Source organism: Mycolicibacterium arenosum, from assembly GCF_024320865.1.
Taxonomy (GTDB): domain Bacteria; phylum Actinomycetota; class Actinomycetes; order Mycobacteriales; family Mycobacteriaceae; genus Mycobacterium; species Mycobacterium arenosum.
Genome location: NZ_JANDBD010000006.1, coordinates 229,272 through 241,566 on the forward strand (window position 1 = coordinate 229,272; position 12,295 = coordinate 241,566).

General features: G+C 66.8%; 9 protein-coding genes. 8 read left to right on the forward strand and 1 reads right to left on the reverse strand.

The window, feature by feature from the left end:
• Positions 1–108: 108 nt before the first annotated feature.
• The 8 genes from NM203_RS16340 to NM203_RS16375 all read left to right on the forward strand — a co-directional run bounded on the left by NM203_RS16340 (position 109) and on the right by NM203_RS16375 (position 10,405).
• Positions 109–1,812 carry a thiamine pyrophosphate-binding protein gene (locus NM203_RS16340; protein ID WP_255061060.1) on the forward strand — a complete coding sequence of 568 codons (1,704 nt, stop codon included), beginning with the start codon at positions 109–111 and terminating at the stop codon, positions 1,810–1,812.
• Positions 1,813–1,858: 46 nt separating this feature from the next.
• Positions 1,859–3,283, forward strand: a complete 1,425-nt coding sequence (locus tag NM203_RS16345) for an aldehyde dehydrogenase family protein (RefSeq protein ID WP_255061062.1) — start codon at positions 1,859–1,861, stop codon at positions 3,281–3,283.
• Entirely contained in the window at positions 3,284–4,174 is an 891-nt protein-coding gene (locus tag NM203_RS16350; RefSeq protein ID WP_255061063.1) for an SDR family NAD(P)-dependent oxidoreductase, read from the forward strand.
• Entirely contained in the window at positions 4,171–5,595 is a 1,425-nt protein-coding gene (locus NM203_RS16355) for an aromatic ring-hydroxylating oxygenase subunit alpha (RefSeq protein ID WP_255061064.1), read from the forward strand. Before NM203_RS16350 ends, NM203_RS16355 begins: the two co-directional genes overlap by 4 nt.
• 66 nt (positions 5,596–5,661) lie before the next feature.
• The gene (locus tag NM203_RS16360) at positions 5,662–7,503 is read left to right on the forward strand and encodes a flavin-containing monooxygenase (protein WP_255061065.1); all 1,842 of its coding nucleotides are present in this window, start codon (positions 5,662–5,664) and stop codon (positions 7,501–7,503) included.
• Entirely contained in the window at positions 7,500–8,330 is an 831-nt protein-coding gene (locus NM203_RS16365) for a TauD/TfdA dioxygenase family protein (RefSeq protein ID WP_255061066.1), read from the forward strand. Before NM203_RS16360 ends, NM203_RS16365 begins: the two co-directional genes overlap by 4 nt.
• 1 nt (position 8,331) lies before the next feature.
• A complete protein-coding gene (locus NM203_RS16370) occupies positions 8,332–9,240 on the forward strand; it encodes an SDR family NAD(P)-dependent oxidoreductase (protein ID WP_255061067.1) in 909 nt (302 codons plus the stop codon).
• A complete protein-coding gene (locus NM203_RS16375; protein WP_255061068.1) occupies positions 9,233–10,405 on the forward strand; it encodes a CaiB/BaiF CoA transferase family protein in 1,173 nt (390 codons plus the stop codon). The genes NM203_RS16370 and NM203_RS16375 overlap by 8 nt, the downstream gene beginning before the upstream one ends.
• On the opposite strand, the gene htpG is transcribed toward NM203_RS16375, so the two are convergent.
• A complete protein-coding gene (gene htpG, locus NM203_RS16380; RefSeq protein WP_255061069.1) occupies positions 10,373–12,277 on the reverse strand; it encodes a molecular chaperone HtpG in 1,905 nt (634 codons plus the stop codon). The two genes, NM203_RS16375 and htpG, sit on opposite strands and share 33 nt — an antisense overlap.
• Positions 12,278–12,295 lie beyond the last annotated feature (18 nt).

The window sequence follows — 12,295 nt, forward strand, 5'->3', positions numbered from 1 at the left end:
GGGGGCGGCCTTGACGTGCGGCTGATCGTAGGAGAACTATGTTCTCAATGTAATGCACGCCGTTGTCTTGTCCGGACAATTGGTTAGAGACATGGGAGAGAACCGACAGTGGCCGTAAAGGTGTACGAGCGAATCCTGCAGTTGTTCGAGGCCGAGGGCATCAACACGCTGTTCGGAATTCCCGACCCGAACTTCGTGCACATGTTCCACGCCGCCGAGGAGCGCGGCTGGAGCGTCGTCGCACCGCACCACGAAGAGGCCGCGGGCATGATGGCCGAGGCCGTGTCGCGGATGACCGGCAGGCCGGGCCTCGCCATCGGCACCCTCGGACCGGGACTCGCCAACCTCGCGGGCGCGATCCAGTGCGCCAAGGTGGAGAACTCGCCGGTGATCTTCCTCGGCGGCCAGCGCGCGCGCATCACCGAGCAGCGCGTCCGCCGCGGCCGCATCCAGTTCGTTAAGCAGGCGCCGATGATCGAGGCGTCGGTCAAGTACTCCGCGAGCATCGAGTACGCCGACCAGACCGACGAGATCATCCGGCACGCTCTGCGCATCGCGCAGACCGGCACGCCGGGACCCTGCTACGTCGAGTACCCGGCGCACGTCATCCAGTCCGAACTCGACGTTCCCGCCCCGCTGCCGCCGGACGCGTACCGGCTGGTGCAGCAGGGCGCCAGCGCGCAGATGGTGGAGAAGGCCGTCGAGCTGATCCGCAAGGCACAGCAGCCGATCCTGCTCGTCGGGCACGCCGTGCACACCAACCGCGCAGGGGAATCCGTTGAGGCCCTGGCGAAGCTGATGAACTGCCCGGTGATTCAGACGTCGGGCGGCACGTCGTTCATCAAGGGCCTCGAGGACCGCACGTTCCCCTACGGCTTCTCGCCGTCAGCCGTCGACGCCGTGGTGAAGTCCGATCTGGTGTTGTCGATCGGCACCGAACTCGGCGAGCCCGTCCACTACGGCAAGGGCAGGCACTGGCTGGACAACGAGGCCAACCGCAAGTGGATCAGCATCGAGCTGGACCCGACGGCCATCGGCGTCAACCGCCGCATCGACGTGCCACTCGTCGGCGACCTGCGCGCCGTCGTACCGCAACTCGTCGACGCCCTCAAGGATTCGCCGCGGCAGGCCAGCGCCGAACTGGCGGGCTGGATCTCCGACGACGCCGCGCGCATCGCGAAGCTCGCCGAGGACGCGCCGTCGGGCACCCCGGTGCACACCGCCACGTTCGTCGTCGAGGCCACCAAGGCGTTCCCGTCCGACGGCATCATGGTTCGCGACGGCGGCGCCACGGTGATCTTCCAGTGGACCTACTCGCAGGCCAAGCCGCACGACGTGGTCTGGAACCAGAACTTCGGCCACATCGGCACCGGCCTTCCCTACGCCGTGGGCGCGTCGGTGGCCGAGGGACGCAAGCGCCCCGTGATGCTGCTGACCAGCGACTCGTCGTTCATGTTCCAGATCGCGGAGCTGGAAACCGCTCAGCGACTGGGCCTTCCGCTGGTGTGCGTCGTCGGCGTCGACAACCAGTGGGGACTCGAGGTCGGCGTGTACAAGCGCACGTTCGGACAGGGTTCGCTGGAAACCGGCGTGCACTGGGGCAAGGACGTGCGCTTCGACAAGATCGCCGAGGGCTTCGGCTGCTACGGCGAGTACGTCGAGGACGCTTCGGAGATCGGCCCGGCTATCGCACGCGCGTACGCCAGCGGCAAGGTCGGCGTCATCCACGTGCCCATCGATCCGAAGGTCAACTCGGAGGAGATGCCGAGCTATGACGAATTCCGGACCTGGTACGCCGAGGGCACGCAATAGTTGGTGCTGGAGCGGGTCTGAATCGTCCGAGTATTGAGGAGTGTCCATGCGTGAGTACCTGAAGTTCTACATCGACGGCCAGTGGGTCGATCCGGTCGAGCCGCGAACCGCGGACATCGAGAATCCCGCCACCGAGCAGGTCGCAGGCCACATCTCGATCGGGTCCGCCGCCGACGTCGACATCGCGGTGAAGGCCGCGCGGCGCGCCTTCGCCACGTACTCGGTGACCACCGTCGAGGAGCGGCTCGAACTGCTCAACGCGATCCTGGCCGAGGCGCAGAAGCGGGCAGGTGAACTGGCCGAAACCGTGACCGAGGAGATGGGTGCGCCCGCGGGGCTGGCGTCCGGACCGCAGACGGGCTTGCTGTTCGGTCATCTCACCACGGCGATCGAGTCGCTGAAGTCGTTCCCGTTCGTCGAGCACCGAGGCAACACCACGATCGTCAAGGAGCCGATCGGCGTGTGCGGCCTCATCACTCCGTGGAACTGGCCGTTGAACCAGATCGCGGTCAAGGTGTTCCCGGCGCTGGCCACCGGCTGCACATCGGTGCTCAAGCCCTCGGAGGTGGCGCCGTTCTCGGCGCAGCTGTTCGCCGAGATCCTGCACACCGCAGGGGTTCCCGCCGGCGTCTTCAACCTGATCCAGGGCGACGGACCCGGCGTCGGCGTGGCGCTGGCCAGCCATCCGGATATCGACATGGTGTCGTTCACCGGGTCGACGCGGGCGGGCATCGAGGTGGCGCGCAACGCCGCACCGACCGTCAAGCGCGTCGCCCAGGAACTCGGCGGCAAGAGCCCGAACATCGTGCTCGACGACGACGCGTTCGCCCAGAGCGTGTCGACCGGCGTCGTGACGATGTTCGGCAACTCCGGCCAGACGTGCAGTGCACCGTCGCGCATGCTGGTGCCGGCCGAGCGTATGGAGGAGGCCAAGGAGATCGCCGCCGCGGCCGCCGCCGGAGTGAAGATCGGCGACCCGAACAGCGGAGCGACGGTCGGGCCGGTGGTGTCGGGCACGCAGTACGAGAAGATCCAGGCGCTCATCCAGAAGGGCATCGACGAGGGCGCCACGGTGGTCGCGGGTGGCACCGGCAGGCCCGACGGGCTGGAGACCGGGTACTACGTCAAGCCGACGGTGTTCGCCGACGTCACCAACGACATGACGATCGCGCGCGAGGAGATCTTCGGCCCCGTGCTCACCGTGCTCGGCTACGACGACCTGGACGACGCGGTCGAGATCGCGAACGACACCGACTACGGACTGGCGGGTTACGTGTCGGGCAAGGACATCGACACCGCGCGCGCGGTGGCGAGCCGGATCCGCGCGGGGTGGGTGGCGATCAACCACGCCTTCGACTTCGGGTCCGCCTTCGGCGGTTACAAGCAGAGCGGTAACGGCCGCGAGTGGAGCGACATCGGCTTCCACGAGTACCTCGAGACGAAGTCCATTCTGGGCTACGGGACGGACTAGATGCAGGCAGGAACACCGTCCGTCGCTTCGCTCGCCCCGACGCTCGACCTCTCGGGTCGCATCGTCGTCGTCTCCGGCGCCGGTGGCGGCGGCATCGGCACCACGGTCACCGCGATGGCCGCCCGCGCCGGCGCCACCGTCATCGCGGTCAGCCGTCGTCGGGAGAACCTGGACGAGCACGTGGGACCCCTTGCCGAGCAGGGTCTCTCGGTCATCACGGTGGCGGCTGACGCGTCGACCGACGCGGGTATCGCCACCGTGATGGACCGGGTGCGCAGCACCGTCGAGACATCGGGGGCCCGGTTGTACGGGCTGGTCAACATCGCGGGCGGCGCGGCCCCCGCCACGTGGATGGCGTCCACCAGGGTCAGCCGCGACGACTGGCGCGCGCTGTTCACCGCCAACCTCGAGACGGCGTTCTTCATGAGCCAGGCCGTCGCCGCCGAACTGGTCGACCGGGGCTCGCCGGGGTCGATCGTGTCGGTGTCGTCGATCAGCGGGATGAACACCGCCCCGTTCCACATCGCCTACGGCACCGCCAAGGCGGGGGTGGTGGCGATGACCCGCACCATGGCGGTTGAGTTGGCCACCAGTGGAATTCGCGTCAACGCGGTGGCGCCCGGTGTCACCGATACGGCGGCGTCGCGCGACTACGTGGACCCCGACCCGGACCGGGATCGGACGGCTATCGCGATGGGACGCCGCGGTCAACCCGAGGAGCAGGCGGGTGCCATCCTGTTCCTGCTGTCGGATCTGGCCGCCTACGTGACGGGCCAGACGCTGCTGGTGGACGGCGGCATCAACCTGAGGTGGAGCCACGTCGGCGGCGACAACACATCGCTGTTCCTCAAGGACGACACGTTTCGCGAATCCATTAGGAGCCTCCAATGACGCACACCGGATCCGACCTCGACGCCGCGATCGACGTCGACGCTCCGCCCGACGACTCCACGGGGGCGATCGCCGAGGACCTGTCGGAGCCGATGACCATCCCGGTCGAGGCGTACACCTCACCGGAGTACGCGCGCAACGAGCGGGATCGACTGTGGCGCAAGGTGTGGCTGCAGGTCGGACGGGTCGAGGAGATCCCCGAGGTCGGCAGCTACCTGACCTACGACATCCTCGACGACTCGATCATCGTGGTGCGGACGGGATCGGGTTCGGAGGCCGGAGATTTCGCCGCCCACCACAACGTCTGCATGCACCGCGGTCGCAAGCTCGTCGACACCCCGGAGGGCGCGAAGCAGGCGGTCGGCCGGGCGCGGAAGTCGTTCGTGTGCGGATTCCACGGCTGGACATACGGTCTGGACGGCGCGTGCACCCACATCCGCGAGCAGGACGACTGGCAGGGCAAGCTCACCCCGCGCAACACGCACCTGGCGCCCGTCCAGGTGGACACGTGGGGCGGCTGGCTGTTCGTCAACATGGACCCCGAGTGCGAATCGCTGGCCGACTACCTGTTCCCGGCCTCGAAGATCCTCGATCCGTTCGGGCTTGAGAACATGCGTTACAAGTGGCGCAAGTGGCTGAACTTGGACTGCAACTGGAAAGTCGCGATGGAGGCCTTCAACGAGACCTACCACGTGTTCACCACTCACCCGGAGTTCAACAGGTTCGGCGAGTTCAAGGGCTGGGCCAAGGCGCAGGGCAGGCACAGCAACATCGGCTACGACGCCCCGAAGGGCATGGACGAGACCAAGTCCAAGATCCGGTTGGGCACCGGCGATCCGCGCATCTCGACTGCGGAGATGCAGATATACACGATGGAGGAGACGAACGCGACGACCACCAACACGTTGGTGAACGCCGCGAAACGCCTCGTCGACGAACTGCCCGAGGGCACCCCCGCCGATCAGGTGCTGCAGCACTGGTTGGCCTCGGCGCGCCGCGACGACGCGGCGCGAGGCGTGGAATGGCCGACGATCCCGCCGGACATCCTGGGTCAGAGCGGAACCGCGTGGCAGCTGTTCCCCAATTTCCAGATCGGACAGGGGTTGACGAGCGCGCTCTGCTACTCCGCCCGGCCGGACCCGAGCTACGACCCGAACAAGTGCATCTTCGAGGTCGCGGTGTTCGAGCTGTACCCGAAAGACGAAGAGCCCGAGACGGAGTGGGAGTACACCCCGAAGGACTCGCCCAACTGGCGGTCGGTGCTGCCCCAGGATTTCTCCAACATGGCGGCGGTGCAGCAGGGCATGAAGTCGGCGGGCTTCCCCGGCACGCTGCCCAACCCGTACCGCGAACGCAGCACCGTCAACCTGCACACCCAGCTGTCGAAGTACATGGGAACCGGCGAACCCCGCGAACTGTAGTGATTCGTGCACACTGAGGAGCGCTGACCGCTCCCCAGCGTGCACAAATCGCAGGAAAGGTAATCAATGACGACGCCCTGCGGTCCAACCGACGTCCCGACCGACGTCGACATCCCCGCGCTCCGGGAGAAGTACGCCGCCGAGCGGGCCAAGCGGCTGCGGCCCGAAGGCGCCTCGCAGTACCTGGAACTCGAGGGCGACCTCGCCGAGTTCTACGAGGTCGACCCCTACACTACGGTCACGGCGCGCGACCCGATCGTCGAGGACGCCGACGTCGTCGTGCTCGGCGGCGGCTTCGCAGGCCTGCTCGCCGGCGCGTACCTGAAGAAAGCCGGCGTGGACGGCATCCGCATCATCGAGATGGCCGGCGACTTCGGCGGTGTCTGGTACTGGAACCGGTTCCCCGGAATCCAGTGCGACAACGACGCGTACTGCTACATCCCGCTTCTCGAAGAGCTCGACTTCATGCCGTCGAAGAAGTTCGCCGACGGTGCCGAGATCTTCCAGCACTGCCGCAACATCGGGAAGCACTTCGGGCTCTACGACGGCGCGCTGTTCTCGACTCAGGTCCGCGAACTGCGCTGGGACGACGGAGCGCAGCGCTGGCAGATCAGCACCGACCGCGGTGACGACATCCGGGCCCGCTTCGTGGTCATGGCGCAGGGCTCCTACAACCGCCCGAAGCTGCCCGGCATCCCCGGCATAAAGGACTTCGCGGGCCACGTCTTCCACTCCGCGCGATGGGACTACGAGTACACCGGGGGTGATGCCGACGGCGGTCTCGACAAGCTCGCCGACAAGCGGGTCGCACTCGTCGGTACCGGTGCCACCGGGATTCAGCTGGTCCCGCACCTCAGCCGGGACGCCAAGCAGCTGCTGGTGTTTCAGCGCACACCGTCGTCAGTGGACCAGCGCACCAACCCGAACACCGACCGGGACTGGGCCGCCTCGCTGCAGCCGGGCTGGCAGGAGGAGCGCAAGCGCAACTTCCACAACTGGTCGCCGTTCGTCGGCGTGGTCTTCGGCGAGCCGGATCTGGTGTGCGACTTCTGGACCGAACTCGGCCGCAACCTCACCGCCCGGATCGGCGGCCTCGACGACCCCGCGTCGGTGACCATCGAGCAGATCATGGCGTTCCGGGAGGAGGAGGACTACAGGATCATGGAGCGGCTGCGTCGCCGCGTCGCCGAGATCGTCGAGGACCCCGACACCGCCGAGGCGCTCAAGCCGTACTACCGATTCATGTGCAAGCGACCGACGTCCAGCGAGCACTACCTGGCCTCGTTCAACCGCCCCAACGTGACCCTCGTCGACGTGTCGGCCACCAAGGGCGTGGAACGGCTCACCGAGAAGGGCATCGTCGCCGATGGTGTCGAGTACGAAGTCGACTGCGTCGTCTTCGCCAGCGGCTTCGAGATCTCGACCGAGATCAGCCGCAGGTACGCGATCGACTCGATCATCGGCCGCGACGGGTTGTCGCTCTTCGACCACTGGCAGGACAACTACAAGACGTTGCACGGCATCACCAGCCGCGGCTTCCCCAACCAGTTCCACATGGGCTTCATCCAGGGCGGTGTGTCGGCGAACACCACCGCGATGTTCGAGCAGCAGGCCAAGCACATCGCCTACCTCATCGCCGAGGCGCAGCGCCGCGGTGCCACCACGGTCGAGCCCAGCCAGAACGGCCAGGACAACTGGATCGCCACCGTCCGGGAACTGTCCATCGACAACTCTGCCTTCGAATTGTCCTGTACTCCAGGGTATTACAATAACGAGGGCCGGGGCGGCGCGGAGGGCAACGGCTCGTTCCTCGGCGACTTCTACGCACCGGGCTTCTACGCATTCGACGACCTGTTGGAGGCGTGGCGCAGCGCGGGCGACCTCGACGGATTGGAACTGAACTCGTGACGTCGACCATCGGCTTGGACGCCACCGAGATCAGCCCTCGCATCGGCACCGTGATCCGCGCGGGCAAGGACGTGTTGCTGTCCGGCGACCACGCCGAGACCATCCGCGAACTACTGGAATCGCGCGGTGTGCTGGTGTTCCCGAAGATCGGCTTCAGCGACGACGAGCAGGTGGCGTTCACCGAGACTCTCGGCACGCTGGCCACCGAACGCAAGGGCGAGAAGCTCTTCAACGTGACGCTCGACAGAACCGTGAACAAGCAGGCGGACTACCTGAAGGGATCGCTGTACTGGCATCTCGACGGCACGATGAACGAGGTGCCGATCCTGGCGTCGCTGCTGTCGAGCAAGGCACTGGGCAACGCGGGCGAGGGGGACACCGAGTTCTGCAACACCTACGCCGCCTACGACGACCTGCCCGACGACGACAAGGCCGAACTCGAGGGCCTCAAGGCCGTGCACTCGACGTGGACGACGCTGCTCTACTACGACCCCGAACCGGCGCTGGCGACCCTGCAGCAGATGGCGGCGATCGGCGAACGGGAACTGCCCCTGGTGTGGAAGCACCGCTCGGGCCGCAAGTCGCTAGTGCTCGGATGCACCGCGGGCCACGTCGTCGGGTTGGACCGTGCCAAGAGCATCGAACTGCTTGTCCGGCTGCGGGAATGGGCCACCCAACCGCAGTTCGTCTACCGCCACACGTGGTCCGTCGGGGATCTGGTGATCTGGGACAACACCGGGACCATGCACCGCGCGACACCGTACGACCCGACGTCCGGCCGACTGCTGCAGCGCACGAAGCTGGCCGGCGAGGAACCGTTCGCCTGACATGAGTGAACTCCGATTCGACGAACGCGTCGCCGTCGTCACCGGCGGCGGCCGCGGCCTGGGCCGCGAATACGCGCTGCTGCTCGCAGCACGGGGTGCCAGGGTCGTGGTGAACGACGTCGGCGGCGGGCTGGACGGCGACGGGACCGACGAGGGCCCCGCGCACCGGGTGGTCGACGAGATCCGCGCCGCGGGAGGCGAAGCGGTCGCGTCGACCGACTCGGTGGCCACCGCCGCCGGCGGTGAGTCGATCATCGCGTCGGCACTCGACCACTACGGCCGCGTCGACGTGCTGATCCACAACGCGGGCAACGTGCGCCGCGGCTCGCTCAAGGAGATGTCCTACGACGACTTCGACGCCGTGCTCGATGTGCATCTGCGCGGCGCCTTCCACGTGGTGCGCCCGGCGTTCCCGCGGATGTGCGCCGCGGGTTACGGCCGAGTGGTGCTGACGTCGTCGATCGGCGGGCTGTACGGCAATCAGGGCGTCGCCAACTACGCGGCCGCCAAGGCCGGGATCATCGGGCTGACGAACGTCGTCGCCCTCGAGGGCGCTGCCGAAGGCGTGATCTGCAACGCGATCGTTCCCGGTGCGCTGACGCGGATGGCCGAGGGCCTGGATACCTCGGCGTATCCGCCGATGGATCCGGCGCTGGTCGCCCCGACGGTGGGCTGGCTGGCGCACGAATCCTGTTCGGTGACAGGGGAGTTGTACGTCGCCATCGCCGGCCGGGTCGCGCGGGCGTTCATCGCCGAAACCCCCGGCGTGTACAAGGCCGAGTGGACCGTCGAGGACGTCGCGGAGGTCATCGAGGCGATCCGCGACGACACTGCGCCACTGGTGTTCCCGCCGGTGCCGGACGGGCACACCGACCACATCCGCTACTCGTTCGGAGCGGCACATGACTGAGAGCCACGGCCCGTTGCAGGGCATCCGCGTCATCGACGTCACCGCCGTGGTGATGGGGCCGTACTGCACGCAGATCATGGCCGACATGGGCGCCGACGTCATCAAGGTGGAACCGCCGGAGGGCGACATCACCCGATACGTCGCCCAGGGGCCCGCGCCGGGGATGAACGGGGTGTTCGTCAACGTCAACCGCGGAAAGCGCAGCATCGTCCTCGATCTCAGATCCCCGGAGGGGGTGTCGGCATTACGCGCACTGGTGGAGACGGCCGACGTGTTCATCCACTCGATGCGGGCGAAGGCGATCGCACGCCTCGGTTTCGACTACGAATCGGTGGCGGCCATCAACCCGCGAATCATCTACACGAACTGCTACGGGTACAGCAGGCGCGGCCCGGATGCCGACCGGCCCGCCTACGACGACACCATTCAGGCGGAATGTGGGCTGCCCGCGGTACAGAAGCAACTGACCGGCGACGCCACCTACGTCGCAACGATCATGGCGGACAAGGTAACCGGGCTCACCGCGCTGTACGCCACGATGATGGCGCTGTTCCACCGCGAGCGCACCGGCGAGGGCCAGGAGGTCGAGGTCAGCATGTTCGAGACCATGGCGTCCTTCATGCTGGTCGAACATGCCAACGGCGCCATGTTCGACCCCCCGCTGGGCCCGGCCGTGTACCCGCGGACGGTCGCACCCAACAGGCGTCCGTATGAGACCAAGGACGGTTACGTCGCCGCGCTGATCTACAACGACAAGCACTGGAAGGCCTTCATCGAAGCGGTACAGCCCGCATGGATAACGGAGCACAGCGATTCCTTTAATACGCTGGAGATGCGCGCCAAGCAGATCGACACGGTCTACGGCCTGGTGGCGCAGACGATGCGGGAACGCACCACCGACGAGTGGCTGACCCTGTTCGCCGAACTGGAGATCCCCGCGACGCCGATCAACACGCTGGACTCCCTGTTCGACTCACCGCAACTGAACGCGTCCGGGCTGTTCGAGACACTCGACACACCGCACGGCAGGGTCCGCTTTCCCGGTGTGCCGACCTGGTTCTCGCGCACGCCGGGCCGCGTCGCCGGCTACGCGCCCGAACTGGGCGCGGACACCGACGCGGTGCTGGGAGAGCTAGACGGTCTTCGCCAACCGGTCGGCGAGTAGCGACGCGAACCGCGCCGGATCGTCGAGCGCGCCACCCTCGGCCAGAAGCGCTGCACCGTAGAGCAATTCGGCGGTGTCGGCCAGCCCGTCCTTCGACGACGCCAACGCGTCACGCAACCCGGTGACCAGGGGATGGTCGGGGTTGAGTTCCAGGATCCGCTTCCCGACAGGCACCTCCTGCCCCGACGCGCGGTACATCCGCGCCAGTTGCGGGGTGATGCCGAACGTGTCGGTGATGAGGCAGGCCGGCGACGACGTCAGCCGCGTCGACAGCCGGACCTCCTTGACGTGCTCGTCGAGCGTCTCCTGCAGCCAGGTGAGGAGATCGGCGAAATCGCCCTGCTCGGACTGGTCGTCGTCGGAGGCGCCGAGATCCACCTCGCCCTTGGCGACCGACTGCAGCGCCTTGCCCTCGAACTCGGGAACCGACTCGACCCACACCTCGTCGACGGGATCGGTCAGCAGCAGGACCTCGTAGCCCTTGGCCTTGAACGCCTCGAGATGCGGTGAGCGCTCGAGCAGTTGGCGGGATTCACCGGTCGCGTAGTAGATCTGCTCCTGATCGTCCTTCATCCGCCCGATGTAGTCCGCGAGGGTGGTCGGTGCGTCGTCGCTGAACGTCGTCGCGAACGACGACAGCCGCAAGACGGTGTCGCGATTGTCGGCGTCGGACAGCAGGCCCTCCTTGAAAACCCGGCCGAACTGCGTCCAGAAGGTCGTGTAGTCGTCCGGGCGATCGGACTGCAGGTCCTTGATCGCCGACAGCACCTTCTTGGTGAGGCTGCGACGGATCACCTTGATCTGCCGGTCCTGCTGCAGGATTTCGCGAGAGACGTTGAGCGACATGTCCTGTGCGTCGACGACACCCTTGACGAACCGCAGGTACTCCGGCATCAGCTCATCGCAGTCGCCCATGATGAAGACGCGCTTCACGTACAGCTGCACCCCGGCGTGGCCGTCGCGATTGAACAGGTCGAAGGGGGCCTGCGACGGGATGAACAGCAGCGCCTGGTGCTCGAACGTGCCCTCGGCCTTCATCGCGATGACCTCGAGCGGCTCGTCCCAGGCGTGTGCGACGTGCTTGTAGAACTGCGCGTACTCCTCGTCGGAGACCTCGCTCTTGGGCCGCGCCCACAGCGCGGTCCGCGAGTTGATCGTCTCGGTCTCCACCGTGACGGTGGGTTCGCCGCCGTCCTCTTCCGCGGGGACGGTCTTCTCCACCTCCATCCGAATGGGCCAGGAGATGAAGTCCGAGTACTTCTTGACCAGTTGCCTGATCTTCCACGGTGCGGTGTAGTCGTGCAGTTCGTCGTCGGCGTCCTCGGGCTTCAGGTGCAGCGTGACCGAGGTGCCCTGAGGAGCGTCGTCCAGCTCGGCGATGGTGTAGGTGCCGTCGCCGCTGGACTCCCACCGCGTGGCAGTGCTTTCGCCGGCCTTGCGGGTCACCAGATCGACCCTGTCGGCCACCATGAACGTCGAGTAGAAGCCGATGCCGAACTGACCGATCAGCTCCTCGGTGTCGCCGGCCTGATTCGCCTCCCGCAGCTTCTGCCGCAACTCCGCGGTTCCGGACTTGGCGAGGGTGCCGATCAGCTCGACCACCTCGTCGCGGGTCATGCCGATGCCGTTGTCGCGGATGGTCAGCGTGCGCGCGGTCGCGTCGGTGTCGATGTCGATGTGCAGATCGGAGGTGTCGACGTCGAGGTCCTTGTTCCGGAACGCCTCGAGCCGCAGCTTGTCCAGCGCGTCGGAGGCGTTCGAGACCAGCTCCCGCAGGAACGAGTCCTTGTCGGAGTAGATGGAGTGCACCATCAGCTGCAAGAGCTGGCGGGCCTCCGCCTGGAATTCCCTCTGTTCAACCTGCTCGCTCACGCGGGCGATCTTAGTAGC